Origin of the sequence: Pseudomonas sp. BP8, from assembly GCF_017875955.1 — a bacterium.
Lineage (GTDB): Bacteria > Pseudomonadota > Gammaproteobacteria > Pseudomonadales > Pseudomonadaceae > Aquipseudomonas.
In genome coordinates, this window is record NZ_JAGINK010000001.1 from 2,041,394 (window position 1) to 2,066,091 (window position 24,698).

Consider the following 24,698-nt stretch of genomic DNA (forward strand, 5'->3'; position numbering starts at 1 on the left):
GTGGGAACGGCGACTGGGCGCAGTTCCCACGCGCAATTGTTGTCGTACACCAGGTTAGACAACAAGCATCGCGGGTTACACCACGCCCAGCTCATTGAACACGAACGCATACTCCAGCGCCACATCACGCAGGCCTTGGTAGCGTCCGCTCATGCCACCGTGGCCGGCGCCCATCTCGGTCTTGAGCAACAACAGGTTGTCATCGGTCTTGCGCGTGCGCAGGCGAGCTACCCATTTGGCAGCTTCCCAATACTGCACGCGGCTATCGTTGTAGCCGGCGATTACCAGCATGGCTGGGTAGGCTTGAGCCTTGACGTTCTCATAGGGCGCATAGGCCTTGATGCGTGCATGCACCTCGGGCTCCTCGGGATTGCCCCACTCGTCGTATTCGGTGACGGTCAGCGGCAAGTCCGGATCGAGCATGGTGTTGAGTACATCGACGAACGGCACTTCGGCAATCGCGCAGCGGAACAGTTGCGGCCGCTGGTTGAGCACCGCGCCGATCAGCAGGCCGCCGGCGCTGCCACCGCTGATCGCCAGGCGCTCGCTGCGGGTCACGCCTTCGCTGATCAGGTGCTCGGCGCAGGCGATGAAGTCGTCGAAGGTGTTCTGCTTGTGCTCCTGCTTGCCAGCGCGGTACCAGGCTTCACCCAGCTCGCCGCCGCCACGCACGTGCGCAATGGCGAAGGCCACGCCGCGTTCGAGCAGGCTCAGGCGGGCATGCGAGAACCAGGGGTCGAGGCTTTCGCCGTAGGCACCGTAGCCATAGAGGTAGAGCGGCACGCACTGGTCCAGGTCTTCACGGCGGCGAACCAGGCTGATCGGGATCAGCGTGCCGTCCTTGGCCGTCGCCCACAGGCGCTGGCTGACATACGCGTCGGCATCGAAGGCGCCCAGCACCGGTGTTTGCTTGAGCACTTGCTGGGCACCGCTGGCGAGCTCCAGCTGGCGCACCTGGGCCGGGCGATTGAGCGCTTCGTAACGCAGGCGGATGCGCGTGCTGGCGAACTCCAGGCTGTCCTGCACATACAGGCTGTAGGCCGCGTCTGGCAGCTCGACGCGGTAGGGCGGCAAGCCCTGCGGGTGCACTTCGATGATTGGCAGGCCGCCTTCGCGCAAGCTCAACGCCAGTGCACTGGCATTCAGGCTCAGGCCTTCGAGCATGGTCGTTTCGCGGTGGGGGACCAGCGCTTGCCACTGCTCACGGCGGGGCACCTGGTCGGCCGGCGCCTGGTACAGGGCGAAGTTGATGCCGTCCTGGTTGCTGCGGATGAACCAGCGCCATTGACCGTCGAGCTGGCCGTGGTCGGGGTAGTACTCGTGGTTTTCCTGGCGTGGCGCCAGGCAGCTGAAGGCGGCATGCGGGGTGTCGGCATCGAGTACCCAGGCCTCGCTGGTGGTCTTGCTGTTGAGCAGCAGGATCAGCTGGCGCTCGGAGCTGGCCCGGTAGCAGTGCAGGAAGAAGCGCCCGTCCGGCTCTTCGAAGACGGTCTGCGCGTCGGCCTCGCCGAGGGTGTGGCGGCGCAGGCGCCAAGGGCGGTGGGTGTCGTCCAGTTCGGCGAACAGCAGGGTCTGGCTGTCGTTGGCCCAGGTCATGCTGCCGTCGCAGTCCTCGAAGGGCAGGGTGGTGACGCTGCCGCTGGCCAGCTCCTTGACGTACAGGGTGTAGGTTTCTTCACCACTGGTGTCGAGGCTGTAGGCCAGCAGACGGTGATCGGGGCTGATGTTGAAGGCGCCGAGGGCAAGAAAACCGCCAGCAGCGAGGGCGTTGGGGTCGAGCAGCAGTTCTTCGCGGCCTTGGTCGACGGTGTTGGAATCGTCGGCAGGGCGGGGGCAGCGGTAGTGGCGCGGGTATTCGTCGCCCGCGGTGGTGCGGGTGTAATACAGCCAAGGGCCCCACGGCGAGGGCAGCGACAGGTCGGTTTCGAGGATGCGGCCTTTGATTTCTTCGAACAGCTGTTCACGCAGCGGCGCCTGTTCGGCAAGGCAGGCTTCCTGATAGGCGTTTTCGGCCTCCAGGTAGTCGAGCACTGCGGGGGTGTCGCGCTGCTGCAGCCAGGCGTAGGGATCGTCGCCGGGGGCGGGCTGGGCAATAGGTGGATTGGGCATCTGGGGTCTCGTCCGAGGCAAGGGGCGGCAGTGCTGGCCTCTTCGCGGGGCAAGCCCGTGCCTACAGGGGGAGCGGTGATCCTGTGGGAGTGGGCTTGTCCGGCTAATGGCTTAACAGGCGCCTGCGCCTAAAAGTGTTTATCATAGGCATCTCTTTGCCTGGCTTGCACGAACACCATGACCGAGAACGACTATACCCTCGCCTGGGGCCTTTATGCCGTGGCCGCCCTCGGCTGTCTGCTGGTGAGCTTCAAACTCACTGGCTGGATGTGGCGTTGGCTGCGTGAACCGCTGCGGGTGATCGTCGCAGTACTGCTGCTGACCCCGACCATCGTCGATCCGGTCAAGGAGAGCTTCGCCCCGGCCATTGCCATCAGTGCCCTGGATATCGCCTTCAAGGTCGGCAACAACGCCTGGCGCGCCGCTTCCGACCTGGCCATGTACGGCATGATCGCGTTTGCCCTGTACCTGATTTTCGTACTGCTGCGCTGGCCGCTGGAAAAACGCGCCCGCGAGCGCCGCGAACTGGCCGCCGCCGCTGCCCAGCGCCAGGCCCAGGAAGACCACGAAGTGCTGGTCGAGGCGCCGGTCGCCGCCGACCGCAATGACCGCTACCGCAACGATCCGCCGCCTGCGGCCCCCGGCCGTGGTCGGGTCGAGCCACGTCTTTAAGGGAAGCCGCGAGCATGTGCGAACTGCTGGGCATGAGTGCCAATGTCCCCACCGATATCGTCTTCAGTTTCACCGGCCTGATGCAGCGTGGCGGCCGGACCGGCCCGCACCGTGACGGCTGGGGCATCGGCTTCTATGAAGGTCGCGGCCTGCGCCTGTTCCAGGATCCGGCGGCGAGCAGTGAGTCGGAAGTGGCCAACCTGGTACAGCGTTATCCGATCAAGAGCGAAGTGGTCATCGGCCACATTCGGCAGGCCAATGTCGGCAAGGTTTGCCTGACCAATACCCACCCGTTCATGCGCGAACTGTGGGGGCACAATTGGTGTTTTGCGCACAATGGCCAATTGGCCGAGTTCAGCGGGCAAACCACCTTCTACCGACCGGTCGGTGATACCGACAGCGAAGCGGCCTTCTGCGACTTGCTCAACCGCGTGCGCAGCGCCTTCCCGGAGCCGGTCGAGGTCGAACAGTTGCTGCCGGTGCTGGTCGAAGCCTGTGCCGAGTATCGCGGCAAGGGGGTCTTCAACTGCCTGTTCAGCAATGGCGACTGGCTGTTCTGCTTCTGCTCGACCAAGCTGGTGCACATTACCCGACGTGCCCCGTTCGGCCCGGCACGGCTCAAGGATGTCGACGTGATCGTCGATTTCCAGTCTGAAACCACCACTAATGACGTAGTCACGGTGATTGCGACCGAAGCACTGACCGAAAACGAGACCTGGAACCGCTACCTGCCTGGGCAATGGGCATTGTGGCGACATGGCGAATGTATCGCCCATGGGCAAAGCTAAGGACCCGGCATGTTCAGAAGTTACCTGCGGTTGCTGTTGTTCACCTTTGGCCTGCTGGCCGGTATCCAGGTTCCAGGCGTGGTCAAGGACTACAGCCAGCGGGTCGAGGCGCACGTGCTTGAATCGCGCGAGGCGTTGTCTGGCTTCCAGGAGACCGCCCAGCGCTTCTTCAATGGCGACCTGCAAGCCTTGCTGCGGCATTACCGCAGCAGTGACGACCCGGTGTTCAACAGCGACGCCAATAGCATCGAGAGTCTGCTGATCCGTAACGAGCTGCTTGAGCAAGAGTGGCAGGCGATGCAGGGCTCCTGGGTGAGCCAGAGCTGGCACGTGCTGGTGCAGGCGGACCCGCAGCTGCGTGACGAGACGCTCAAGGGCTATAGCTACCAGATCCTGCTGGTGCCCGAGGCGATTGGCTGGGGCCTGGCGACTGGGTTCCTGCTGGCGTTCGTGGTGGAGAGCCTGTTGCTGCTGTTGGGCTGGGTGATCATGGGCGGGCGACGCAAGATCGTCAAAGAGAGCTGGCGCTAGGTCGCGGGCTGCTCTTTTGGCTTGAGCCCGCTGGGGCTGCTTTGCAGCCCTTTCGCGACACAAGGCCGCACACAGGTTCAGCGCAGACCTGTGGGAGCGGCCTTGAGTCTATGTTCGCCATACCTCCAAGCGCGTTAAGGTAGGCACATGAACATCGACATGGGAGTCCGCCTGGTGAAACCCCTGCTACTCAATTGCGACATGGGCGAGAGTTTCGGCAGCTGGCGCATGGGCCTGGATGCCGAAGTGATGCCCTACATCGACTGCGCCAACATCGCCTGTGGTTACCATGCCGGCGACCCGAGCATCATGCGCCGCACGGTGGCGCTGGCGCTGCAGCATGGCGTGACCATCGGAGCCCACCCGGCCTACCCCGACCTGGTCGGCTTCGGCCGCCGCTCGATGGCTTGCAGCAGCGAGGAGATCCGCGACTTGCTGCACTACCAGATCGGCGCGCTGGACGGCATCTGCAAGGTCCAGGGCAGCCGCGTGGCTTATGTGAAGCCGCACGGCGCACTGTACAACGACATGATGGCCGACCCGCTCAAGCTACGTGCGGTGCTCGAAGCCGTAGCGGCCTATGACCCCGGCTTGCCGCTGATGCTGATGGCCACCGCCGACGACAGCGCGGCGCAGGCCCTGGGTGATGAGATTGGCGTGACACTGTGGTTCGAGGCCTTCGCCGACCGCGGCTATACCGCCAGTGGCCACCTGATGTCGCGGCGTCTGCCCGGCGCAGTGCACCATGACCCGGCGCTGGTCATCGACCAGGCCCTGCGCCTGGCGCGCGGTGAAGCGCTGCTGGCCGACGATGGCAGCACAGTGCAGCTGGCCGCCAGCACCCTGTGCGTGCACGGTGACAATGACAGCTCGGTGGCGGCGGTGCGGCAGATTCGCCAAGCCCTCGATGGCCTGATGCAGCCATGAAGGTGGTCGCCATCGACAGCCTGATGGTGCGCCTGTTCGATGCCATCGATGAAGCCAACATGCCCTGGATTCTCGCCGCCAGTCAGCGCCTGAACAGCGCCTTTGGCCAGCACCTGGTCGATCTGGTGCCTTCCTACACCACCTTGATGGTCCAGTTCGACCTGTCACCTGCGCAGGCACGTGCCTTGATCGATCAAGCCTTGGCTGGGTTGCAGCCTGACACCGGCAGTACCGGTCGTCGCCACGAGATTCCAGTGTGGTACCACAGCAGCGTAGGCCCCGAGTTGCCGCTGCTGGCGGCGCGTGCAGGGATGTCCGAAGCAGAGGTGATCCGCCTGCACAGTGAACGTGAGTACCCGGTGTTTGCCCTGGGCTTTGCCCCCGGTTTCGGCTTCATGGGGTTGGTCGATGAGCGTCTGGCCAGCCCGCGCCTGAGTACCCCGCGCAAGCGCGTGGCAGCTGGCAGCGTGGGCATTGCCGAGCGGCAGACTGCGGCCTATCCGGCCGTCTCGCCGGGCGGCTGGAACTTGATCGGGCGCACCCCGGTGCGCCTGTTCGATCGCGAGCGCGACGGCTACAGCTTGCTGCAACCCGGCGACCGCGTACGTTTCGTGGCGATCGAGCATGCGCAATTCATCGACCTGGGTGGTGATGATTGTCCCTTGGAGGGCCAGGCATGAGTTTGAGGATCGAAGCCAGCACGGCGCTCTGCCAAGTGCAGGATGGCGGTCGTTTTGGTGTACGCCACCTGGGCGTTACTCAAGGCGGCGCGCTGGACTGGGTGGCGATGTACTGGGCCAACAGTTTGCTCGGCAATGCCCTGCATGCGCCGGTCATTGAAGTGGCGTTGGGCGGCTTCAGTGTGGTCGCCGAGCGCGACTGCTGCCTGGCCCTGGCCGGTGCGGACCTGGATGCGCGAATCGATCAACAACCGCTCAAACCGTGGCGCAGCTTTGCTCTGAACAGGGGCCAGCAGCTCAGCTTCAGGCAACCCCTGCAGGGCGCCCGGGCGTACCTTGCGGCAGTCGGTGGCTTTCAGGCCGAGGCGGTGCTGGGCAGTTGTGCCACGGTGGTGCGCGAAGCGCTCGGTGGGCTTGATGGTCAGGGCAGGGCGCTGGGCAAAGGGCAATTGCTGACGTTCGCTGCAGGTTCGCCGGCGTTGTGCGAGGTACCTGAGGCGCTGCGTCCGGTCTATGCCGGCGCCCCCTTGCTGGACTTGGTGATGGGCGCGCAGATCGGCCAGTTCAGTGGCACCAGCCTGTTCGACGCGTTCAACCGTGACTGGACCCTCGACAGTCGAGCGGATCGCATGGGCATTCGCTTGCTGGGGCCGCAACTGGAGTACCAGGGGCCGCCGATGATTTCCGAAGGGATCCCCTTGGGCGCGGTGCAGGTGCCACCGGATGGACAGCCGATCGTATTGCTTAATGATCGGCAGACAATCGGCGGGTATCCGCGGTTGGGCGCGCTGACGCCGTTGGCGCTCGTGCAACTGGCGCAGTGCCTGCCGGGCGCGCAGGTGCGCTTCAAGGCTGTGCTGCAGGAGTTGGCGTGGCAGGAGCAGCAGGCGTATCTCAAGCGTTGGCGGTGACAATACCGGCCTCTTCGCGGGGCAAGCCCGCTCCTGCAGGTAGTGCGGTGCACGCTATCCTGTAGGAGCGGGCTTGCCCCGCGAAGAGGCCGGCCCAGACGACAACAACTACTTGGACAGGTACTTCATCGCATCCTCCAACCCCTGCAAGGTCAGCGGATACATCTTGTCCTCGACCAGTTCGCGGACCAGGTGGGTCGAGGCGGTGTAATCCCAGGTCTGGCGCGGGTATGGATTGATCCACACCACCTTCTTGAATTTCTCCACGAAGCGCTTCATCCACACATACCCGGCTTCTTCGTTCCAGTGCTCGACACTGCCCCCCGGCTGGGTGATCTCGTACGGCGCCATCGCCGCATCGCCCACGAACACCACCTTGTAGTCATCGCCATACTTGTGCAGCAGATCGAACGTGGCGAAGCGCTCCGAGGTGCGCCGCAGGTTGTTCTTCCACACCGATTCGTACACGCAGTTGTGGAAGTAGTAGTACTCCAGGTGCTTGAACTCGGTCTTGCATGCCGAGAAGAGCTCCTCGCACACCCGCACATGGGCGTCCATCGAGCCGCCGATGTCGAACAGCAACAGCAACTTCACCGTATTGCGCCGCTCGGGGCGCATCTGGATATTCAGCAGCCCGGCATCGCGCGCGGTGTGGTCGATGGTGCCGTCGATGTCGAGCTCTTCGGCTGCACCCTGGCGGGCGAACTTGCGCAGCCGGCGCAGGGCCAGCTTGATATTGCGCGTGCCCAGTTCGACCTGGTCGTCGAGGTTCTTGTACTCGCGCTGGTCCCAGACCTTGACCGCTTTGCCCTGGCGCTTGCCGGCCTCGCCGACCCGAATGCCCTCCGGGTTGAAACCGCCTGAGCCAAACGGACTGGTACCGCCGGTGCCGATCCACTTGTTGCCGCCGGCGTGGCGTTCTTTCTGCTCTTCGAGGCGCTTCTTGAATTCCTCGATGAGCTTGTCCAGCCCGCCCAGGGACTGAATCTGCGCACGCTCTTCATCGCTCAGCGAACGCTCGAACTCCTTGCGCAACCAGTCTTCCGGAATCAGCGCCTCCAGGTGCCGGTCGAGGTTTTCCAGGCCCTTGAAATAGGCCGAGAAGGCCCGGTCGAACTTGTCGAAGTGCCGCTCGTCCTTGACCAGGATGGCCCGCGCCAGGAAGTAGAATTCGTCCATGTCGGCGAACACCACGCGCTGCTGCAGGGCATTGAGCAGGTCGAGCAGTTCGCGCACCGACACCGGCACCTTGGCCGCGCGCATTTCGTTGAACAGGTTGAGCAGCATGACCGGCTCCTGTCAGCGATTACCGCGGCGGCTCATGAACGCCAGGCGCTCGAGCAATTGCACGTCCTGCTCGTTCTTCACCAGCGCGCCGGCCAGGGGCGGGATGGCCTTGGTCGGATCACGCTCGCGCAGCACCGCCTCGCCAATGTTGTCGGCCATCAGCAGCTTGAGCCAGTCGACCAGTTCCGAGGTCGACGGCTTTTTCTTCAGGCCCGGCACCTTGCGCACATCGAAGAACACGTCGAGCGCTTCGCTGACCAGCGACTGCTTGATGTTCGGGTAGTGCACGTCGACGATCTTCTGCAAGGTGTCGCGGTCGGGGAAGGCGATGTAGTGGAAGAAGCAGCGACGCAGGAAGGCGTCCGGCAGCTCTTTTTCGTTGTTCGAAGTAATGATGATGATCGGGCGTTGCTTGGCCTTGATGGTCTCGTCAATTTCGTAGACGTAGAACTCCATCTTGTCCAGCTCTTGCAACAAGTCGTTGGGGAACTCGATGTCGGCCTTGTCGATCTCGTCGATCAGCAGGATCACCCGCTCTTCGGCCTCGAAGGCCTCCCACAGCTTGCCTTTCTTCAGGTAGTTGCGCACATCGTGGACCTTGTCCACGCCCAGTTGCGAGTCACGCAGGCGGCTGACCGCATCGTATTCGTAGAGGCCCTGGTGGGCCTTGGTGGTGGACTTGATATGCCAGGTGATCAGCTTGGCGCCGAACGACTCCGCCAGTTGCTCGGCCAGCATGGTCTTGCCGGTGCCTGGCTCGCCCTTGACCAGCAAGGGACGCTCCAGGGTGACCGCTGCGTTGACCGCCAGCTTCAGGTCATCTGTGGCGACGTAGTCGCGGGTGCCTTCGAACTTCATGAAGCGATCCTCTATAGGGTGTCCGCGTCGGCGCTATCGCGGGGCAAGCCCGCTCCCACGACGCCCCGTGAAAGGGCTGGCCCAGACAACATTGTTGATCATTTGTAACCGACTATAACCCGGCCCCCGCCACCTGCAAACGCAGACCGGGTATTCAGTCTCTGAATGGTGCGTCGCGCTTACCCTCAGTCGGAATCAGGCGCCGGCTGCTCGTAACGTGCACTGAACGCCTGGACGAAGCCATTGCGCAGAATCTGCAGAAACGCCTCGAAGCCACTGATGTCCTGTTGATGCACGCTGCCACTGAGTTCGACGCGGGTAGCGAACTGGTTTTTTGGCTGATTTTTCAGCACGGTTTCGCTGGCACCGACCACCGCCTCCCAGATCGAGCGGAAAAAGCCTTTGTCCTTGTCTTGTACATCCTGTTGCCAGTTGAACACGTCGACGTCGCGCAGCAGCGGTTTGATATAGCCGTTGAGCCGACCCTTGTCGGCCTGGGCCTCGATCACCACATCGCCGTGGCCGGCATTGAAGTCGAACTTGCCATAGGCGCTGGCAAAGTCATTCAAGCGGCGCAGTTGGATACCCGTGGCGCGCAGGCGAAACTCGAAGTCGTCGAAATCGCTGAACGGGTCGAACGTGGCGCGGCTTTCCACCTTGGCATCACCCAACAGCAGGGCCGTGGCTTCAAAGCTGGCATCACGCCGGCCCTTCTCGTCACGCACGTTGGTCAGGTTGCGAATGCTCGCCTCGAGCCGGGTCGCCTTGAGGTCGACGGGAGGCTTGGAATTGAAGTTGCTGAAGGTCAGCGTGCCGTCATCGATGCGCACTTCGTCGAGGGTGATCGGCACCAGTTTTTCCAGCTGCTGACGCCAGTCGGTCCCTTGACCCGTCTGTGAGTTCTGTTTGCTCGGGCCGTCGACGAAGTTCAGTTGCGGGCGCATGAACTCAACCTCGGCGACCACCGCGTGGTCGTGCCACAGCGCGTGCCAGCTTACCGACAGGTCAATCACCGGGGCGTCGACAAACGGCACCGGGACCTTGCCGGTGGTCTTGACGATTTTCAGGCCGTTGATCGTGTAGGCGCCGCGCCACCAGGCGAGGTCGACATCGCTGACCTGGCCGCGGTAGTCGCCCATGTCGGCCAGCTTGTCATTGAGGTAGTCGCGCACCAGGTACGGCAGGGCCAGGTGCAGCACTACCAGTAACGCGACAAGGCTGACCAGGCCGACCAGTGGCCAGCGATAACGGGCTTTCATCGAAGGCTCTCCACTGCGGGTGTCCGGTTGACCGCAGCCGCCAGCGCGGAGTTCGAACGGGCTTTACGCTCCCCTCAGGCAGGCTTACCCTTGAGGCTTTCCCCCGCTCGGTTAAGGACCCTGCCATGAGCCGTATCTACGCAGACAACGCCCATTCCATCGGCAATACGCCGTTGGTGCAGATCAACCGTATCGCCCCGCGCGGGGTGACCATTCTGGCCAAGATCGAAGGGCGCAACCCCGGTTATTCGGTCAAGTGCCGGATTGGCGCCAACATGGTCTGGGATGCCGAGGGCAGCGGCAAGCTCAAGCCGGGCATGACCATCGTCGAGCCGACCTCGGGCAACACGGGCATCGGCCTGGCCTTCGTTGCCGCCGCGCGCGGCTACAAGCTGCTGCTGACCATGCCGGCCTCGATGAGCCTGGAGCGGCGCAAGGTGCTCAAGGCGCTGGGCGCCGAGCTGGTCCTGACCGAGCCCGCCAAAGGCATGAAGGGCGCGATCGAGAAGGCCAATGAGATCGTTGCCTCCGACCCTGCCAAGTACTTCCAGCCGGGCCAGTTCGACAACCCGGCCAACCCCGAAATCCACGAGAAGAGCACCGGCCCGGAGATCTGGAACGACACCGAGGGCGCGGTTGATGTGGTGGTGGCGGGCGTCGGTACTGGTGGCACCATCACCGGCGTGTCGCGTTATATCAAGCACACCCAGGGCAAACCGATCCTGTCGGTGGCGGTCGAGCCGCTGTCCTCGCCGCTGATCAGCCAGACCCTGGCCGGACAAGAACTCACGCCCAGCCCGCACAAGATCCAGGGCATCGGCGCCGGCTTTGTGCCGAAGAACCTTGATCTGTCGGTAGTCGACCTAGTCGAGACGGTGACTGATGAAGAATCCAAGGCGATGGCCCTGCGCTTGATGCAGGAAGAGGGCATCCTCTGCGGGATTTCCTGTGGTGCTGCGATGGCAGCGGCGGTGCGCCTGGCCGAGAAACCGGAGATGCAGGGCAAGACTATCGTGGTGATCCTGCCGGACTCTGGCGAGCGCTACCTGTCGAGCATGCTCTTTGCCGACCTGTTCACCGAGCAGGAAAACCAGCAATAAGCGGTCGGTCAGTGGTGGCCTCCGCGGGGCTAGCCGGACCGGCGCACCGACGCTCCTACACAGGATTTACGCAGACTTTGAATTCGGCGTAATACCTGTAGGAGCGGGCTTGCCCCGCGAAGAGGCCGTCACTGACTCACCAGAATTCCCCTTTAACCCGCATTCCCCTGACCGAACGCAATACCCCAACCATCCCCTTTATTACAAAATCTTCAACATTGCTATCCGCCCCAAGTTGTTTTTACCTGCGGCGGATGGGTTTATGATGTCCGGCTATCTGGAAGTGATGGCCTGATTTCCTATGCCAAGGAGTGTTGCATGACCTTTTCCTTTGTCGCCAAGGCGGGTGTCCTGCTGGTGTTTATCGGCAGCGTGCTGTACGTGCACTTGCGCGGCAAGGCGCGCCTGCCGGTGCTGCGCCAGTTCGTCAACCACTCGGCGCTGTTTGCCCCGTACAACAGCCTGATGTACCTGTTCTCCGGCGTGCCGTCCAAGCCTTACCTGGACCGCCAGCGTTTCCCCGAGCTCGACGTGCTCAAGGACAACTGGCAGGTCATCCGTGAAGAGGCCATGCGCCTGTTCGACGAGGGCTACATCCGCGCCGCCGAGAAAGACAACGACGCCGGTTTCGGTTCGTTCTTCAAGAAGGGCTGGAAGCGCTTTTACCTGAAGTGGTACGACAAACCGCTGCCCTCGGCAGAAGCCCTGTGCCCGAAAACTGTCGAGCTGGTCAGCAGCATCCCCAATGTCAAAGGCGCGATGTTCGCCCTGTTGCCCGGTGGCAGCCACCTGAACCCGCACCGCGACCCGTTCGCCGGCTCCCTGCGCTATCACCTGGGCTTGTCGACGCCCAACTCGGACAGCTGCCGCATCTATGTCGATGGCCAGCCGTATGCCTGGCGCGATGGCGAAGACGTGATGTTTGACGAGACTTTCGTGCATTGGGTGAAGAACGAGACCGACGTGACCCGGGTGATCCTCTTCTGCGACATCGAACGGCCGCTTACCAGCCCGCTGATGACCCGCATCAACCGCAAGGTCAGCGCCTTCCTCGGCCGCGCGACCGCGCCGCAGAACACTGATGATGAGCGGGTCGGCGGGATCAACCAGGCATATGCCTGGAGCAAGCGCTTCAGCAACAAGATCAGTACCCGTGTGAAACAGTTCAAGCGGGCCAATCCCAAGGCTTATCGGATTCTGCGGCCGGTGCTGGCGGTAGTGGTTGCGTATCTGCTGTATCGCTGGTTGTTCTGATCGTTCGTGCTGTAGGCCTTTAGCGGAACTCTTCCGGGATGGCGTGGCGCAGCACGCCTTCCTCGAACTCCAGAGTGCCGGCTTCGCGCTGAGTCAGCAGGTAGTAGAGCGGGGTGTCGAGGGCGATCGTCGGTGGCACTTCGACGGCGAGCATCTTCACCGCCTGCTCGGCGTCGCTGGGGCAGCCGAACTCGAGCAGGGCTGCACGCACTTGCTCGAGACTGCCGGGGGCCTTGGCCAACACACGGAACACCGAGGCACCGCCGCTTTTCTGCAGGCTGTCGAACCAGGTGTGTTCACCTTCGTCATGGGTATTGATGATGTCGCCCGGCGCAATGCCGTAGGCGTAGAAGGGAATATTGTCGACGAGGTAGCCGCCTTCGACTTGTTTTGCCCAGAGGCCTTCCACTGACGCCGGGGGATAGCCTTGTGCGTCCTGTTCCAGGCGGAACAGGACTTTCTTGAAGTGGGGATTGCTGTCGAGGGTCATGGTGCGGGGTCTGAGTGAGTTGGCTCCTGCGTATCGTAAGGCGGTTTGCGGGTGGTGTCCCCTTGGATTGATGGTTGAAGCCGGCAAAGCGGCCCCTGCGTACTCCCGCCGGACGCAATGCCAGAGCCTTCGAAAGGGATGCCCCGGACAGGCACTACTTCTCAGAAACAGCCCGCGCCGGCTTGAGCACCAGCCACAGGGCCAGGCCAATCAGCACGTCCATCAATGCTCGTTCATTCGAAGACGCAGGATGACAGTCCTCCGGTGTGGGTGGGTTTCATCGGTACTCTGCAGTGTGGTTGTGGTGGTTGCTAGGCAACAACGCCGATAAACATGTCGAAGTTGTGGGGCAGCGTTTCATTGACGGCATCTGCAATCCGGCTGACCTGCTCATGGGTCAGCGGCAACTCCCCATCAGCCTCAGCGGCAAGGCTATTCCAGCCCAGAATATCCATGACCCTCTGCTCAAACTCAGGCGCCACGTCCAGCTCATATTTCAACGCGCTATCTTGAAAACTGTCTGGCAAAAATCCCGTGATGCACAAGTACATAACGACCTCTGAGTATATTCATGCGTGGTTCTTCCGGTTTTGCGGGCTTGTTTTGAAGGTCGGAGCCGTCCGAGTGCGAAAGAACGTTACTTCCTTGATGCTTGGCATGTCTGCCGGACGATTCCCAAAGATTATGAAAAATCATCAATTGCTGCGAAAGGCTGCTGTGGCACAGGAAATCGCGATGGGGGTCATTGGTCTCGGATAACAGCAGGACGGGAGGGTACGTCAGCCGAGGTCGGTTTTTTGTGCTCGGCTGCGCATTCCTGCAAATGGCTCGATAGCAGTGCGGCACCTGTGGGAGCGGCCTTGTGTCGCGAAAGGGCTGCAGAGCAGCCCCGGCGTACTCCCGCCGGACGCAATGTCAGAGCCTTCGAAAGGGATGCCCCGGACAGGCACCACTTCTAAGAAAGGGTCCGCGCCGGCTTGAGCACCAGCCACAGGGCCAGGCCAATCAGCAGCCCGCCATACAGGTGTCCCATCGACAGCGCCTCATCCAGCAACCACGCCCCCCACAGCACGCCGAATACCGGGATCAGGAAGGTCACGGTGCTGGCCTTGACCGGTCCGATCTCGGCCAGCAGGCGGAAGTACAGGATGTAAGCGAACGCCGTACACACCAGGCCCAGCCCCAGCAGCGACAGCCACACCTGCCAGCCGCCCCAACTGGCCGGCGGCTGCGTCAGTGCGCTCCAGGCGAACAGTGGCGTGAGTAGCAGGGTGGCGCCCAGCATGCTGCCCAGTGCTGACAGACGGCTGTCGAGCCCGCTGACCCAGCGCCGCGCGAGGTAGCCGGCAAAGCCGTAGCAGGTGGTCGCCGCCAGGCAGGCCAGGGCGCCTTGCAGCAAGGCCATGTCCAGCGCGACCGGCCCGGCCCCGCTGAGGATGCCGACGCCGAACAGGCCGAGGAAGATCCCGCACAGCTTGCTCGCGGTCATCGGCTCGCGGAAGAACAGTGCGCCGATCAGTACGCCCATCAGTGGCGTGGTGGCGTTGAAGATTGCCGAATAGCCGGCCGGCAGCACCTGCGCGGCCACCGAATAAAAGGTGGCGGGGATCCCCGAGTTGATCATGCCCAATACCAGGCAGGCGCCGAGCTTGCCGTTGAAGTCCCAGCGCACGCGCGCAGCAGCGACGATGGCGACCAGCCCAAGGCAGGCAATCGATACCCGGAAGAAGGCGGTCGGCACAGTGCCAAGCTCGGGGGCGATGATGCGCATGAACAGAAAACTCGCACCCCAGACGGCGGCAAGGGTTAGCAGGCGGGCAAGGGCGATGGGGCTCACAACGGTCTCCGGCAACAGGGCAGGGCGGGAGTGTACGTCAGCCCAGGTGGCGGTTCTTGTGCTTTCTTGCGCTGTAAGTGCTGGCCCGCAACTCACCAAAACCCGCCGGCACTACTAAGCTGAGCCCTTGAACCCCGCGCAGAGGCTCTTGTATGACTCAGTCCTGGCCGGCGACCGAGATCGCCCGGATGATCCTCGATGGCTTCGACAACTACCGCGAGCATTTCCGCCGCATCACCCTGGGCGCACGCGAGCGCTTCGAGCGGGCGCAGTGGCAACAGATCCAGCGGGCGGCAGCTGCGCGCATCAATCTCTATGAAGAGAAGGTCGGCGAGGTAAACGGCTGGCTGCGGGATGCCTTCGACCCAGAGGTGCTGCTGGATGTCGAGCAGTGGCCGCTGGTCAAGAGTGCCTACATCCGGCTGATTGATCCGCGTCTGGACGATGAACTGTCCGAGACCTGGTACAACTCGCTGTTCTGCAGCCTGTTCAGCCATGACCAGATCAGCGATGGTTGCATGTTCATCCATACCACCCGACCTGCCATGCGCAGCCACCAGCGGGCCGCACAAACGCGCAGCTACGCGCTCGGCACGAACCTCAAGGGGCTGTTGCGGGCGATCTTTGCCGACTACCCGTTCAGCGTGCCGTATGGCGACCTGGAAGGCGACCTGGCCCGGCTCGAAGAGCAACTGCGCGAATGCCTGCCCGACTGGGTGTGCAAGGACCCGGCGCTGACCGTAGAGCTGTTTTCGCCTGTGCTTTACCGTAACAAAGGTGCCTACCTGGTAGGCCGTTTGTTCACCCAGGACGAACAGTGGCCGCTGGTGATCCCGCTGCTGCACCGCGAAGGGCATGGCATCGAGGCCGACGCGTTGATCACCGACGAGGCCGAGGTGTCGATCATCTTCTCGTTCACCCGCTCGTACTTCATGGTCGATGTGCAGGTGCCGGCCGAGTTCGTCAACTTTCTCAAGCGGATCCTGCCGGGCAAGCACATCGCTGAGTTGTACACTTCGATCGGCTTCTACAAGCATGGCAAGTCGGAGTTTTACCGGGCGCTGATCAATCACCTGGCCACTACCGAAGACCGCTTCGTGATGGCACCCGGCGTGCGCGGCATGGTCATGAGCGTGTTCACCCTGCCGGGCTTCAATACGGTGTTCAAGATCATCAAGGACCGCTTCTCACCGTCGAAGACCGTCGACCGTGCGACGGTCTTCGACAAGTATCGCCTGGTCAAAAGCATCGATCGGGTCGGGCGCTTGGCCGACACCCAGGAGTTTGCCGATTTTCGCTTTCCGCGCGGCAAGTTCGACCCCGAGTGCCTGGCCGAGTTGCTCGAAGTGGCGCCGTCCACCGTGGTCCTGGACGGCGATACGGTACTGATCCGCCACTGCTGGACCGAGCGGCGCATGACCCCGCTCAACCTGTACCTGGAGCAGGCCAGCGAGGCCCAGGTGCTGGAGGCGCTGGAAGATTACGGGCTGGCGATCAAGCAGCTGGCGGCGGCGAATATCTTCCCCGGTGACATGTTACTGAAGAACTTCGGCGTTACCCGGCATGGGCGGGTGGTGTTTTACGACTATGACGAGATCTGCTTTCTGACCGAGGTGAACTTCCGCCATATCCCGCCGCCGCGTTATCCCGAGGATGAGATGTCAGGGGAGCCGTGGTATTCGATTGGGGCGCACGACGTGTTTCCGGAGGAGTTTCCGCCGTTTCTGTTTGCCGAGATGGGGCAGCGCAAGTTGTTCAGCCGCCTGCATGGGGAACTGTATGACGCGGATTACTGGAAGGGGCTGCAGGCGGCGATTCAGGGGGGCAAGGTGATTGATGTGTTTCCTTATCGACGCAAGGTACGCTGATGCACACTCAACTCTTCAGGCACTTCAATTCACTGAAACTGGTGCGGACCTTGGCCAGGCGCTCCTGCAGGTACTGACGCTGCGCCGGGCTGCTCTCTTTCACCAGGTCCACCAACAGGCTGCGCGCCTGCTGTTCGGTATTCTCGAACGCCGCACGGTACTCCGGCGTCCACAGGCTTTCCTTGCGCTGCAGCAGTTGCGCCAGGCGTGGCTCGAAGCTTGGCGTAGCGCGCTGGTTCATGGCGAGCATCAGTTGCTGTTGCCAATGGGCGCGGTTGGCGATCCATTGCCGGTTCTGGTCGCCCAGCGCCTGCGACCAGCTCATCACCCGTAGGCGCTGGGCTGCGTTGAGCTCGCCAAGCCAGGGCTTGAGGCGTTTCTCCATGCGTGTGGCGCGGTTTTCGATTTGCTGGGGCAGCGGCGTTGCAACGTACTTGGCCTGGCGTTCGCTGATGTCCTGGCGAAACGCCTGGCGCATCTCGTCGACTTGCCGATCATCCATGCCGCGCAACAGCTCGGTCGCGGACGGCGTGATCGCCTCCGTCACCCGGCTGATGGCCTGGCGTGCCTCGACGGTACGTTGCTGCAAGGCCTGGTCGGTAACTTGATCCTTGGCAACCATTTCGCGCATCTGATCGAGCCAGTCGAGATAGCCGGGCAGTTGCGTCTTGCAGTGCCAGGCCAGATGCTCCTGCAACCGTTGGTCGAGCCAGGACTTCTGCTCGCGGTTCATGTCCAGGTAGTCGCCCAGCGACCACGGCACCAGGGTATCGAGGTTGCGATAGGCCAGGTCGATACGGCTGCAACCCACCATGGCCAGGGTGCAGGCGAGGGCGAACAGGGTGCAGCGCAGGGCAGTTGTCAGGCAGACAGGCATGAGCAGATCCTTGCAGAGGCTTGCCAGGCAGTAGACGCGAGGGCACCTTGGCGGTTCCCCCTGAACCAGCGGTCGGGCGACGAGGCGGGTTCAGGTGTAGAATAGTCGCCTTGTCTTGAGGAACATCGGAAATGGCTCTACTCGGGCGTTACAACAGTTTGCAAATCGTTAAACATGTCGAATTCGGCCTCTACCTGGATGGCGGCGCAGACGGCGAGATTCTCCTGCCGCGGCGTTACATCCCCAAGGACACGCCCACCGAGCTCGACGACTGGCTCAACGTGTTCATCTACCTGGACAGCGAAGATCAGCTGATCGCCACCACCGAGAAGCCCAAGGTCCAGGTCGGCGAATTCGCCAGCCTGAAGGTCAAGGACATCAACGGTGCCGGTATCTTCCTCGATTGGGGGTTGAGCAAAGACTTGCTGATGCCTTACTCGGAAGAAAAGCGTTCGCTGAAGATCGGCGATTATTGCCTGGTCCACGCCTATCTGGACAAACGCACCCGGCGTATCACTGCCACGGCGCGCCTGGATCGCTACCTCGACCTTACCCCGGCGGCGTACACCGTCGGTCAACCGGTCGAGTTGCTGGTGGCCGATGAGACGGACATGGGCTTCAAGGCGATCATCAACAACCGCCATTGGGGCCTGATCCACAAGAACGAGGTGTTCAAGTTCCTGCGCTCGGGCATGCACGAGAAGGGCTTCATCAAGGAAGTGCGCCACGACGGCAAGATCGCCCTGAGCCTGCAGCCGGTTGGTCAGGCGCTGGCTGATACCCTGCAAGAGCAGATCATGACTCGCCTGCAAGCCGAAGGCGGCACCCTGGCGGTGTGTGACAAGAGCGATCCGCAGGTGATCAGCAAAATGTTCAACGTCAGCAAGGGCAACTTCAAGAAAGCCATTGGTGCGCTGTTCAAGGCAGGTTTGATCGTCATCCATGACGATCGCATCGAGCAGGTCTGATCAGTCCTGCACGAAGGTGCGGAAGTCCAGCTGCTCGCCGCCTGGGCGGGTATCGCGCAGCAGCGAATCGCGGTCGGCGCTCAGCGCCAGGCTGATGGTCGAGCGGCGCTTGCCGGGCTTGCGCACTTCCATTTGCTCTTGATGAGCACGCAGGAAGTTGATCGGCACCTTGAGGTGCTGCAGCTCATCGGATTCGGGGCTGTGCAACAGCAGGTTGACCCAGTCGGGCTGGCCTTTGCGCAGCAGCGCCACCGGGACATCGAACCACCACAGGTTGCGCTTGGGGTCGAGGATGGCGAACAGGGAGTTGTCGCTGTTGAGCACCGGCTTGGCCAGCGCAAGGTTGCGCCGCGCGATTGCGCTGGGTTTATCGAGTTTCATGCAGGTTCCTGCGGGTTGACGCTGGGGTGACCTGACATTGTGCGGTGCCGGCTCGTCGTGAACAAGTCCGAGATTGCCGGGACCGCGTTGCGCTCCTTTCGCGACACAAGGCCGCTCCTACAGGATCAGCGCCATTTTGCAGGGTGCTGAAATCCCCGTGGGAGCAACTGCCTTGCACTAAACCTCAAGCTGGCGCGGTCTCTGTGGGAGCGGCCTTGTGTCGCGAAGGGGCCGCAACGCGGCCCCAGGATGCCTCAGCGCCTTAGTGGCTGGCTCAACTCCGAGGTGGCGCCATCCGCGGTGGTCACCGTCGCGGTGAAACTGTGCAAATTACCGGCATTTTCCAGCACCTGGGCAAATCGCGCGCGGCCTTGCTCATCGCTGTTCACCAGCACTTCACCGAGATACTGCTCGGCTTCGCTCGCCTGCGCGCTGGCGTTACCGAACAGCTCGATGCGCAGCAGACTCGATGCCGGCCCCTGCACCTCGCCCCGCAACACGTCCTTGTCCAGCGCCAGCAGCCGCGGCGGCTGCTGGTTATGGTTGGGCAATGGCTGGCAAGGCTTCGGCTCGCCTTGCGCATCGCAGATGACCGCCTGGTCTTTCTTCGCCAGCTCGGCACCCACCCCGCGCGACCCTACGTACAAGGCATGCGCCTGGGCTGGTACGCCAAAGATGATCGCGCCGGTGCGCTGCTCCGGCACACACGAACCGCCCGCCTCGCAGCGGCGGATGTCCTGGCTGTTAGCCCAGATGCGGTTGGCGGTCAGGCGCGTGCGGGTGATGTTCGGCTCTGGCCGCAAGGCTACGCCTACCCGGTTACCGTGGATCAGGTTGCCGTCGAGCATGTTGCCCTCGCCGGTGATGCTGACCCCGATCGAATTGCCGCTGAAGGTGTTGGCACCCAGGTAGTTACGGTTGCCCCAATTGATCTGGAGGCCGTCGGAGTAGTTCTCGAAGCGGTTGCGCACCACGTTGTTGTCATTGCCCAGGAGGATCTCGATGCCTTGCGACGGCTCGGGATTGGCTGCGGTCGAGCGGAACAGGTTGTCGGCCACCAGGTTGAACGCCGCGCCGCGTGTGAGTTCCAGACCGTCGCCGTTGTCGATCAGCTGGTTGCGCAGGACCTTGTTGTTATTGGTGGTGGTGGCGGTCGGGTTGCCCGCGCCGTCATCGCCGGTGAGCATGATGCCGGCACCGCCCTTGTTGGCGATGATGCGGTTGTCTTCGATGATGTTGGCGCTGGCGCGATTGACCAGGATGCCGATGCAGAAGTTACGCACTTCCAGGCCGCTGATGTGCACGCCCTGCGTGTCGCGCAAGACCAGCCCGGGGTTGGTGGTAGTGCGTACGTTGGTGCCGAACTGGCCGGGCATGGCACCTGGGCAGGTGCGCACGCCCTGGTCCTTGATGTAGCCCGAACCGTCGATGGCGATGTACTGGCCGTCGCGGGCCCAGGACAGGCCGGTGATGCGCACCGGGCCTTTGATTTCCGGGAGCGCGCGGGTCGGACGGATGACGTACGGCGGCTGGCCGATCGCGGCGATGTCGATCTGGTACTGGCCGGGGTTCTGGTTGTTGGTTTCTATCGCCCAACGCAGGCTGCCGGGCTCGCCGTCATCGGCGTAGCGGGTGACCTGCAAGGTCTGGGTGGCGGTCTGCGCAGTGGCGAAGGCAGGCAAGGGGAATAGCGGCAGCAAGGCTGCCAGCACAGGCATGAGGCGCATGGGTGCGGGATTCCGAAAGCTGTTGTTGTTATGAAAGCCGCCTGCGTTGGGCGGTCGTTGGCAGCGATTCTAGGCAAGGGGTGGCGGCTTGCGCAGCTCTGGCAGGCGATTTGGGGCGATATTCGCCCGCTGATTACCGTTAAGCGAATTCGCTGAAAATCAATTGAAACTCTCGCCGGCCGGCATGAGTCGATGCTATGTCGACACAGTTATCGTGTCTTTGCTTCAAGGAGATTTCCCCATGAGTGGCACCAAAGACAAAGTCAAAGGTATGGCCAACGAAGCAGCGGGCAATATCAAGCAAGGTGTGGGTAAGGTCACCGACAACGACAAGCTGAAGGCTGAAGGCAAGGCTCAGGAAGTCAAAGGCGAAGTCCAGCAAAAGGTTGGCGAAGTAAAGGACGCCGTGAAGAAGCCTTAATCGGCTCTGGTGTAGGAAAACGGCTGCCCTCTGGCGGCCGTTTTCTTTAGCGCGGCAATGAGCTGCATCGATGCTGGCGTGGTCTATTAGACTTGCATGCAGTAAACAAGGCCTCCCGTTGAGACGGCCAGCCCCCAGATGATCGAGCGGCGAAAGGAGACGCTATGATTTTTCCCGCCTTGCAGGGCCTTCCCCTGCACCGTGTGCTGGTGCGCACTGTCAGCGAATTTCTCGATGACGAGATGTCCACCTATGCGTCGGCACTGGCCTACCAGATGCTGTTTTCGCTGTTCCCTTTCTTGTTGTTCCTGATTGCCCTGATCGGTTTCCTGCACCTGCCGGACTTTTTCTCCTGGCTGCGCCTGCAGTCCGAGCTGGTGCTGCCGCCGCAAGCCCTCGAGCAGGTCAACCCGGTAATCGACCAGCTGCAGCAATCCAAGGGCGGCCTGCTCTCGGTAGGTATTGTGATTGCCCTGTGGACCGCCTCGGCCGGTGTGCGGCTGATGATGAGCGCGATGAACGCTGCCTACGACGTACCGGAAGGGCGTCCAGTGTGGAAGCGCATCCCGCTGTCGATCTTCTACACCATCGGCATTGCCGGGATGCTCCTGGCCGCGGCTGCCTTGATGGTGCTCGGCCCGCAAGTGATGGAGTGGATCGCCGCGCAGATCGGCATGCAGGAGTTCATCGTCACCCTGTGGACCATCCTGCGTTGGCCGGCGATCATCATTCTGATGATGGTGGCGGTGGCGTTGATCTACTACGTCATGCCGGATGTGAAGCAGAAATTCCGCTTCATCACCCCAGGCTCGGTGCTGGCAGTGGTGGTGTGGATCATCGCCTCGCTGGGGTTCGGCTACTACGTCAAGACCTTTGCCGACTACAACGCCATGTATGGCAGCATCGGGGCGATCATCGTACTGCTGCTGTACTTCTACATTTCCGCCGCCGTACTCTTGCTCGGCGCCGAGATGAATGCGGTGATCGAGCACATGTCGGCGGAGGGCAAGAACCCCGGCGAGAAGGATTTCGACGGCGAAAAGCCGCAGGAAACCATTACCGTGCTCGGCCATGAGCATCCGGCGGCCGCCGAACCCCACACCCGCGAGCCGAACCCCAGATGATCCGAGACATCCTGAAGATGGGCGATGAGCGCCTGCTGCGCATCGCCCCACCCGTGCCCGAGCACATGATCGGCAGTGCCGAACTGCAACAGTTGATCGACGACATGTTCGAGACCATGCACCACGTCGGTGGTGTCGGCCTCGCCGCGCCGCAGATCGGCATTGACCTGCAATTGGTGATCTTCGGTTTCGAACGCAGCGAGCGCTACCCGGACGCCGAGGCGGTGCCGCAGACCATCCTCATCAACCCGTTGATCACGCCGCTGGCCACTGAGGTCGAGGACGGCTGGGAAGGCTGCCTGTCGGTGCCGGGCTTGCGTGGTGTAGTGCCGCGCTACAAGCACATCAGCTATTCAGGCATCGACCCTCAAGGCAATCCGATCAACCGTTTTGCCGATGGTTTTCATGCCCGCGTGGTGCAGCACGAGTGCGATCACCTGATCGGCCGGTTGTACCCTTCGCGCATTCAGGATTTCGCCAAGTTCGGCTATACCGAGGTGCTGTTCCCCGGGCTGGACGTCAGCGACGACTGATCGCGTACCAGGGCGATAAGGCGCTTGCTGCGTTGATAGCGCGTCAGGCGCATGGCCAAGGCATCGGGCAGTGCATCAGCGGGGCTGAACGCCAGCCGCTGGTAGAAGGCTTGCAGGTCTGGGTGGCAGAACAGCCAGGTCGGGCCTGACACCTGCGCCAGTGCCACCTTTATCAGCTCTCCAGCAACGCCACGGCCACGCCATTGCGGGTCGACCAACAGTCCAGTAAGCCACTGGCCGTCGGCAACCGGGCTCAGGCTCAGGCCCGCGATGATCCCCTCGACACGGGCAACCCACAGCACACCGTCAGCGGCGGAACGCATGCGCGAGCCGTGCTGTCGATAGAAGTAATCGAGGAGACGGCGCTGCAGGCCGGTCAGTGTGCTGATCTCAACGGCAGTCATGGTCACTTTGCAGTCAATTCAAATCGGTGGCTTTGTCGCAGATTGTTGCATATCCCGCAAGGGTGATTGTCATACTGCGGGCTTCAACTCTGCCGTACGAGGCGTAAAATTTACTCATTCCCTCCAGCAGTACGACAAAGCGGGAACGGTACTTCGTGTCATCTTCGCAGTGGATGACAACTTCTCCGCGCCATTGACGGCATATTGAAGTAATCATTTCGCGTGATTGCCTTGAAGGCCAAACACCATGAAAGCACTTTTGATTCTTGCATTAGCCGGGATGTCCTCGTTCGCCCTCGCCAACGAGGTTCAGCCGGTTTCCAACCCGCCTGTGGCCATCCAGTACGACTACTCGATGAACCTTGATATCAAGCGCGTGATCAGCCTGTCGACCATTCCCAACGTCTGCGAGGTGGTGCCGGCCACCATGACCTACGAAGACCACCAGGGCCAGGTCCACACCTTGCAGTATCGCGCCATGGGCGAGGGTTGCACTCAGGGTTGATCAGGCACGTCCCAAGGCTTGTCGCACGGCTTCCAGTCCCTGCTTCAACGGTGCCTGGCTGGTGGCCGTCGACAGGCTGATGCGCAAGGCATTGAGCGGAGTGTCGCAAAGCTCAGTAATCCCTTCGAATTGACGACATATGCAAGATATCGATTTACCCATGCAACGCGCTGCGCCTAGGATCGGATCACACTCAGACCGATGAAGGATGATCGTCATGTTCGATTTGCCAGCCCTGCGCGAAGCCGCCGCTTTCGTCCACCAGCACCTGCCCGCTACCGCTCAGCACGTTTGGCCTGTGCTCGCCGAGCGGGTCGGTTGCCAGGTGTGGGTCAAGCATGAGAACCATGCGCCCACCGGGGCGTTCAAGGTGCGCGGAGGTCTGGTCTATGTCCGTTCATTGCTGGCAGGCGGCACGCCCCCACGGGGCCTGGTGACCGCCACGCGCGGTAATCACGGCCAGAGCATGGCACTTGCCGCCCGCCAGGCAGGCATTCCCTTGATGATCGTGGTGCCTGAGGGTAACTCGCGGGAAAAAAACGCCGCCATGCGCGCCCTCGGTGCCGAGCTGATCGAGTATGGCGCCGACTTCGATGTGGCCCGTGAGCACGCCGCGCAGCTGGCCGAGCAACTGGGTTATGACATGGTGCCGTCGTTCCACCCGGAGCTGGTGCGCGGCGTCGCAACCTACGCGCTGGAGTTGTTTGAAGCCGTCGCCGACCTCGATTGCGTGTATGTGCCGATCGGCATGGGTTCGGGCATCTGCGGGCTGATCCAGGCGCGCAACCTGCTCGGCTTGCGTACCGAGATCGTCGGCGTGGTCTCCAGCGCCGCCGATGCCTACGCGCAAAGCTTCGAGCAAGGCCGCATCGTCACTACCGCCACAGCCGACACCTTCGCCGATGGCATGGCCTGCCGCATGCCACACCCGCAGGCGTTCGCCCTGATCCACGAGCATGCCGCGCGTATCGTGCGCGTCAGCGATGAAGAAGTGGCCGAGGCCATGCGCCTGTACCATGAAACCACCCACAACACGGCCGAAGGCGCTGGCGCTGCCGGGCTGGCGGCACTGCTTCAGGAGCGCGAGCGGCAGGCTGGCAAGCGCGTTGCGGTGGTGCTCAGTGGGGCGAATGTGGACCGTGAACGCTATGCGCGGGTTCTGGCGGGTGTTGAAAGATTCTGAATGG

At 62.3% G+C, this 24,698-nt stretch carries 27 protein-coding genes; 16 read left to right on the forward strand and 11 right to left on the reverse strand.

The window, feature by feature from the left end; translation table 11 throughout:
• Nucleotides 1-75: 75 nt before the first annotated feature.
• Nucleotides 76-2,109 carry a S9 family peptidase gene (locus J3B00_RS08975; RefSeq protein ID WP_209866825.1) on the reverse strand — a complete coding sequence of 678 codons (2,034 nt, stop codon included), beginning with the start codon at nucleotides 2,107-2,109 and terminating at the stop codon, nucleotides 76-78.
• Nucleotides 2,110-2,286: 177 nt separating this feature from the next.
• Here J3B00_RS08975 and J3B00_RS08980 point away from each other — a divergent pair, with 177 nt between their 5' ends.
• The 6 genes from J3B00_RS08980 to J3B00_RS09005 all read left to right on the forward strand — a co-directional run bounded on the left by J3B00_RS08980 (nucleotide 2,287) and on the right by J3B00_RS09005 (nucleotide 6,618).
• On the forward strand, nucleotides 2,287-2,781 hold the full coding sequence (locus J3B00_RS08980; RefSeq protein WP_209866827.1) for an MFS transporter: 495 nt from the start codon (nucleotides 2,287-2,289) through the stop codon (nucleotides 2,779-2,781).
• 14 nt (nucleotides 2,782-2,795) lie between these two features.
• Nucleotides 2,796-3,569, forward strand: a complete 774-nt coding sequence (locus J3B00_RS08985; protein WP_209866830.1) for a class II glutamine amidotransferase — start codon at nucleotides 2,796-2,798, stop codon at nucleotides 3,567-3,569.
• A 9-nt stretch (nucleotides 3,570-3,578) separates the two neighbouring features.
• Nucleotides 3,579-4,100, forward strand: a complete 522-nt coding sequence (locus J3B00_RS08990) for a DUF2937 family protein (protein WP_209866832.1) — start codon at nucleotides 3,579-3,581, stop codon at nucleotides 4,098-4,100.
• A gap of 147 nt (nucleotides 4,101-4,247) precedes the next feature.
• Nucleotides 4,248-5,027 (forward strand): 5-oxoprolinase subunit PxpA, encoded by a 780-nt coding sequence (locus J3B00_RS08995; protein ID WP_209866834.1) that lies wholly within the window; start codon nucleotides 4,248-4,250, stop codon nucleotides 5,025-5,027.
• Nucleotides 5,024-5,707, forward strand: a complete 684-nt coding sequence (pxpB, locus tag J3B00_RS09000; protein ID WP_209866836.1) for a 5-oxoprolinase subunit PxpB — start codon at nucleotides 5,024-5,026, stop codon at nucleotides 5,705-5,707. The genes J3B00_RS08995 and pxpB overlap by 4 nt, the downstream gene beginning before the upstream one ends.
• Nucleotides 5,704-6,618 (forward strand): biotin-dependent carboxyltransferase family protein, encoded by a 915-nt coding sequence (locus J3B00_RS09005; protein WP_209866838.1) that lies wholly within the window; start codon nucleotides 5,704-5,706, stop codon nucleotides 6,616-6,618. Before pxpB ends, J3B00_RS09005 begins: the two co-directional genes overlap by 4 nt.
• 108 nt (nucleotides 6,619-6,726) lie before the next feature.
• Here J3B00_RS09005 and J3B00_RS09010 read toward each other — a convergent pair whose 3' ends face one another.
• The 3 genes from J3B00_RS09010 to J3B00_RS09020 form a co-directional block, all read right to left on the reverse strand.
• On the reverse strand, nucleotides 6,727-7,905 hold the full coding sequence (locus J3B00_RS09010; protein WP_209866841.1) for a VWA domain-containing protein: 1,179 nt from the start codon (nucleotides 7,903-7,905) through the stop codon (nucleotides 6,727-6,729).
• Nucleotides 7,906-7,917: 12 nt separating this feature from the next.
• Nucleotides 7,918-8,763: a MoxR family ATPase gene (locus J3B00_RS09015; RefSeq protein ID WP_209866843.1), complete on the reverse strand. Its 846-nt coding sequence runs from the start codon at nucleotides 8,761-8,763 to the stop codon at nucleotides 7,918-7,920.
• Between the two features lie 185 nt (nucleotides 8,764-8,948).
• Nucleotides 8,949-10,022 carry a DUF748 domain-containing protein gene (locus J3B00_RS09020; RefSeq protein ID WP_209866846.1) on the reverse strand — a complete coding sequence of 358 codons (1,074 nt, stop codon included), beginning with the start codon at nucleotides 10,020-10,022 and terminating at the stop codon, nucleotides 8,949-8,951.
• A gap of 125 nt (nucleotides 10,023-10,147) precedes the next feature.
• Here J3B00_RS09020 and cysK point away from each other — a divergent pair, with 125 nt between their 5' ends.
• The 3 genes from cysK (at nucleotide 10,148) to J3B00_RS09035 (ending at nucleotide 12,376) form a co-directional block, all read left to right on the forward strand.
• Complete coding sequence (cysK, locus tag J3B00_RS09025) at nucleotides 10,148-11,122, forward strand: cysteine synthase A (RefSeq protein ID WP_209866848.1); 975 nt, start codon at nucleotides 10,148-10,150, stop codon at nucleotides 11,120-11,122.
• A gap of 109 nt (nucleotides 11,123-11,231) precedes the next feature.
• Entirely contained in the window at nucleotides 11,232-11,417 is a 186-nt protein-coding gene (locus J3B00_RS09030) for a hypothetical protein (RefSeq protein ID WP_209866851.1), read from the forward strand.
• A gap of 23 nt (nucleotides 11,418-11,440) precedes the next feature.
• Entirely contained in the window at nucleotides 11,441-12,376 is a 936-nt protein-coding gene (locus tag J3B00_RS09035; RefSeq protein ID WP_209866853.1) for an aspartyl/asparaginyl beta-hydroxylase domain-containing protein, read from the forward strand.
• A gap of 19 nt (nucleotides 12,377-12,395) precedes the next feature.
• Here J3B00_RS09035 and J3B00_RS09040 read toward each other — a convergent pair whose 3' ends face one another.
• The 3 genes from J3B00_RS09040 to J3B00_RS09050 all read right to left on the reverse strand — a co-directional run bounded on the left by J3B00_RS09040 (nucleotide 12,396) and on the right by J3B00_RS09050 (nucleotide 14,703).
• The gene (locus J3B00_RS09040) at nucleotides 12,396-12,866 is read right to left on the reverse strand and encodes a DUF4265 domain-containing protein (protein WP_209866855.1); all 471 of its coding nucleotides are present in this window, start codon (nucleotides 12,864-12,866) and stop codon (nucleotides 12,396-12,398) included.
• 311 nt (nucleotides 12,867-13,177) lie between these two features.
• Nucleotides 13,178-13,417, reverse strand: coding sequence for a pyocin S6 family toxin immunity protein (locus tag J3B00_RS09045; RefSeq protein ID WP_209866858.1), 240 nt, complete (start codon nucleotides 13,415-13,417; stop codon nucleotides 13,178-13,180).
• Between the two features lie 404 nt (nucleotides 13,418-13,821).
• The gene (locus J3B00_RS09050) at nucleotides 13,822-14,703 is read right to left on the reverse strand and encodes a DMT family transporter (protein ID WP_209866860.1); all 882 of its coding nucleotides are present in this window, start codon (nucleotides 14,701-14,703) and stop codon (nucleotides 13,822-13,824) included.
• A gap of 152 nt (nucleotides 14,704-14,855) precedes the next feature.
• On the opposite strand from J3B00_RS09050, the gene aceK reads away from it, so the two are divergent.
• Nucleotides 14,856-16,571, forward strand: a complete 1,716-nt coding sequence (aceK, locus tag J3B00_RS09055) for a bifunctional isocitrate dehydrogenase kinase/phosphatase (RefSeq protein ID WP_209866863.1) — start codon at nucleotides 14,856-14,858, stop codon at nucleotides 16,569-16,571.
• A gap of 7 nt (nucleotides 16,572-16,578) precedes the next feature.
• On the opposite strand, the gene J3B00_RS09060 is transcribed toward aceK, so the two are convergent.
• Complete coding sequence (locus J3B00_RS09060; RefSeq protein ID WP_209866865.1) at nucleotides 16,579-17,448, reverse strand: DUF6279 family lipoprotein; 870 nt, start codon at nucleotides 17,446-17,448, stop codon at nucleotides 16,579-16,581.
• 131 nt (nucleotides 17,449-17,579) lie between these two features.
• Between J3B00_RS09060 and J3B00_RS09065 the strand changes: the two genes are divergently transcribed.
• Nucleotides 17,580-18,416 (forward strand): S1-like domain-containing RNA-binding protein, encoded by an 837-nt coding sequence (locus J3B00_RS09065; protein WP_209866867.1) that lies wholly within the window; start codon nucleotides 17,580-17,582, stop codon nucleotides 18,414-18,416.
• Here the strand turns inward: J3B00_RS09065 and J3B00_RS09070 are convergent, their stop codons facing one another.
• On the reverse strand, nucleotides 18,417-18,797 hold the full coding sequence (locus J3B00_RS09070; protein WP_209866869.1) for a hypothetical protein: 381 nt from the start codon (nucleotides 18,795-18,797) through the stop codon (nucleotides 18,417-18,419). It lies immediately after the preceding gene.
• A 254-nt stretch (nucleotides 18,798-19,051) separates the two neighbouring features.
• Nucleotides 19,052-20,524, reverse strand: coding sequence for a NosD domain-containing protein (locus J3B00_RS09075; RefSeq protein ID WP_209866871.1), 1,473 nt, complete (start codon nucleotides 20,522-20,524; stop codon nucleotides 19,052-19,054).
• Between the two features lie 241 nt (nucleotides 20,525-20,765).
• On the opposite strand from J3B00_RS09075, the gene J3B00_RS09080 reads away from it, so the two are divergent.
• The 3 genes from J3B00_RS09080 to def all read left to right on the forward strand — a co-directional run bounded on the left by J3B00_RS09080 (nucleotide 20,766) and on the right by def (nucleotide 22,602).
• Entirely contained in the window at nucleotides 20,766-20,945 is a 180-nt protein-coding gene (locus J3B00_RS09080; protein WP_209866874.1) for a CsbD family protein, read from the forward strand.
• Between the two features lie 164 nt (nucleotides 20,946-21,109).
• On the forward strand, nucleotides 21,110-22,069 hold the full coding sequence (locus J3B00_RS09085; RefSeq protein WP_209866876.1) for a YihY/virulence factor BrkB family protein: 960 nt from the start codon (nucleotides 21,110-21,112) through the stop codon (nucleotides 22,067-22,069).
• Nucleotides 22,066-22,602: a peptide deformylase gene (def, locus tag J3B00_RS09090; protein WP_209866878.1), complete on the forward strand. Its 537-nt coding sequence runs from the start codon at nucleotides 22,066-22,068 to the stop codon at nucleotides 22,600-22,602. Before J3B00_RS09085 ends, def begins: the two co-directional genes overlap by 4 nt.
• On the opposite strand, the gene J3B00_RS09095 is transcribed toward def, so the two are convergent.
• Nucleotides 22,557-23,006, reverse strand: a complete 450-nt coding sequence (locus J3B00_RS09095) for a GNAT family N-acetyltransferase (RefSeq protein WP_209866880.1) — start codon at nucleotides 23,004-23,006, stop codon at nucleotides 22,557-22,559. The two genes, def and J3B00_RS09095, sit on opposite strands and share 46 nt — an antisense overlap.
• Nucleotides 23,007-23,253: 247 nt before the next feature.
• Between J3B00_RS09095 and J3B00_RS09100 the strand changes: the two genes are divergently transcribed.
• Both J3B00_RS09100 and J3B00_RS09105 read left to right on the forward strand, forming a co-directional pair.
• The gene (locus J3B00_RS09100) at nucleotides 23,254-23,511 is read left to right on the forward strand and encodes a DUF2790 domain-containing protein (protein ID WP_209866882.1); all 258 of its coding nucleotides are present in this window, start codon (nucleotides 23,254-23,256) and stop codon (nucleotides 23,509-23,511) included.
• 217 nt (nucleotides 23,512-23,728) lie between these two features.
• Nucleotides 23,729-24,694: a threonine dehydratase gene (locus tag J3B00_RS09105; RefSeq protein WP_209866884.1), complete on the forward strand. Its 966-nt coding sequence runs from the start codon at nucleotides 23,729-23,731 to the stop codon at nucleotides 24,692-24,694.
• Nucleotides 24,695-24,698: the final 4 nt, after the last annotated feature.

Excerpts from the sequence above, each read along its gene's own strand:
- J3B00_RS09070 (WP_209866869.1), bottom strand. The coding sequence starts at position 18,797 with ATGAAACTCGATAAACCCAGCGCAATCGCGCGGCGCAACCTTGCGCTG.
- J3B00_RS09105 (WP_209866884.1), top strand. The coding sequence starts at position 23,729 with ATGTTCGATTTGCCAGCCCTGCGCGAAGCCGCCGCTTTCGTCCACCAG.
- def (WP_209866878.1), top strand. The coding sequence starts at position 22,066 with ATGATCCGAGACATCCTGAAGATGGGCGATGAGCGCCTGCTGCGCATC.
- J3B00_RS09080 (WP_209866874.1), top strand. The coding sequence starts at position 20,766 with ATGAGTGGCACCAAAGACAAAGTCAAAGGTATGGCCAACGAAGCAGCG.
- J3B00_RS09005 (WP_209866838.1), top strand. The coding sequence starts at position 5,704 with ATGAGTTTGAGGATCGAAGCCAGCACGGCGCTCTGCCAAGTGCAGGAT.
- J3B00_RS09045 (WP_209866858.1), bottom strand. The coding sequence starts at position 13,417 with ATGTACTTGTGCATCACGGGATTTTTGCCAGACAGTTTTCAAGATAGC.
- J3B00_RS09065 (WP_209866867.1), top strand. The coding sequence starts at position 17,580 with ATGGCTCTACTCGGGCGTTACAACAGTTTGCAAATCGTTAAACATGTC.
- J3B00_RS09015 (WP_209866843.1), bottom strand. The coding sequence starts at position 8,763 with ATGAAGTTCGAAGGCACCCGCGACTACGTCGCCACAGATGACCTGAAG.
- J3B00_RS08990 (WP_209866832.1), top strand. The coding sequence starts at position 3,579 with ATGTTCAGAAGTTACCTGCGGTTGCTGTTGTTCACCTTTGGCCTGCTG.
- J3B00_RS08995 (WP_209866834.1), top strand. The coding sequence starts at position 4,248 with ATGAACATCGACATGGGAGTCCGCCTGGTGAAACCCCTGCTACTCAAT.
- J3B00_RS09075 (WP_209866871.1), bottom strand. The coding sequence starts at position 20,524 with ATGCGCCTCATGCCTGTGCTGGCAGCCTTGCTGCCGCTATTCCCCTTG.
- J3B00_RS09040 (WP_209866855.1), bottom strand. The coding sequence starts at position 12,866 with ATGACCCTCGACAGCAATCCCCACTTCAAGAAAGTCCTGTTCCGCCTG.
- J3B00_RS09095 (WP_209866880.1), bottom strand. The coding sequence starts at position 23,006 with ATGACTGCCGTTGAGATCAGCACACTGACCGGCCTGCAGCGCCGTCTC.
- J3B00_RS09010 (WP_209866841.1), bottom strand. The coding sequence starts at position 7,905 with ATGCTGCTCAACCTGTTCAACGAAATGCGCGCGGCCAAGGTGCCGGTG.
- J3B00_RS08975 (WP_209866825.1), bottom strand. The coding sequence starts at position 2,109 with ATGCCCAATCCACCTATTGCCCAGCCCGCCCCCGGCGACGATCCCTAC.
- aceK (WP_209866863.1), top strand. The coding sequence starts at position 14,856 with ATGACTCAGTCCTGGCCGGCGACCGAGATCGCCCGGATGATCCTCGAT.
- J3B00_RS08980 (WP_209866827.1), top strand. The coding sequence starts at position 2,287 with ATGACCGAGAACGACTATACCCTCGCCTGGGGCCTTTATGCCGTGGCC.
- pxpB (WP_209866836.1), top strand. The coding sequence starts at position 5,024 with ATGAAGGTGGTCGCCATCGACAGCCTGATGGTGCGCCTGTTCGATGCC.
- J3B00_RS09020 (WP_209866846.1), bottom strand. The coding sequence starts at position 10,022 with ATGAAAGCCCGTTATCGCTGGCCACTGGTCGGCCTGGTCAGCCTTGTC.
- cysK (WP_209866848.1), top strand. The coding sequence starts at position 10,148 with ATGAGCCGTATCTACGCAGACAACGCCCATTCCATCGGCAATACGCCG.
- J3B00_RS09035 (WP_209866853.1), top strand. The coding sequence starts at position 11,441 with ATGACCTTTTCCTTTGTCGCCAAGGCGGGTGTCCTGCTGGTGTTTATC.
- J3B00_RS09060 (WP_209866865.1), bottom strand. The coding sequence starts at position 17,448 with ATGCCTGTCTGCCTGACAACTGCCCTGCGCTGCACCCTGTTCGCCCTC.
- J3B00_RS09085 (WP_209866876.1), top strand. The coding sequence starts at position 21,110 with ATGATTTTTCCCGCCTTGCAGGGCCTTCCCCTGCACCGTGTGCTGGTG.
- J3B00_RS08985 (WP_209866830.1), top strand. The coding sequence starts at position 2,796 with ATGTGCGAACTGCTGGGCATGAGTGCCAATGTCCCCACCGATATCGTC.
- J3B00_RS09100 (WP_209866882.1), top strand. The coding sequence starts at position 23,254 with ATGAAAGCACTTTTGATTCTTGCATTAGCCGGGATGTCCTCGTTCGCC.